Raw genomic sequence first — 521 nt, 5'->3', positions numbered from 1 at the left:
GCACGGGTTTGTGCCGGGGTCGTTGCATGTGGACCGGCCGTCGCGGCATGTGGACTGGTCGTCGGGTGGGGTGGAGTTGGTGGTGGAGGGTCGGGAGTGGGTGCGGTCGGAGGGGGGTCGTCGTCGGGCGGGTGTGTCGTCGTTCGGGGTGAGTGGCACGAACGCGCATGTGATCGTGGAGGAGGCGCCGGACCCGTCTCCGGACCCGTCTCCGGGTGCGGGTGCGGGTGCGGGTGTGGGGGAGTCGGGGTCGGGGTCGGTGGTGGGTGGGGTGGTGCCGTGGGTGGTGTCGGGGCGGTCGGAGGCGGCGTTGCGTGCGCAGGCGGAGCGGCTGCGGGTGCGGGTGGCCGGTGACGCGGGTGTGGATGTGGCTGATGTGGGGTGGTCGTTGGTGTCGGGGCGGTCGTGTTTCGAGCATCGGGCGGTGGTGCTGGGGCGTGGCCGGGAGGAACTGCTCGACGGTCTGGAGGCCCTGGCCACCGGCGCGGAATCGGCACGCGTGGTGCGCGGCACGGCAGGCG

The 521-nt window shown here is 73.3% G+C and carries 1 protein-coding gene; it reads left to right on the top strand.

Annotated elements, in window-relative coordinates; genetic code table 11:
* Positions 1–10: 10 nt before the first annotated feature.
* A partial coding sequence (locus IG88_RS39875) for a ketoacyl-synthetase C-terminal extension domain-containing protein (protein WP_324609025.1) occupies positions 11–521 on the top strand: 511 nt, incomplete at its 3' end.

The organism is Streptomyces sp. NRRL F-5650, from assembly GCF_000721365.1.
GTDB lineage: Bacteria > Actinomycetota > Actinomycetes > Streptomycetales > Streptomycetaceae > Streptomyces > Streptomyces ardesiacus.
The sequence above is the reverse complement of the archived record's forward strand: the minus strand, read 5'-3'. Positions and strand labels throughout refer to the sequence as shown.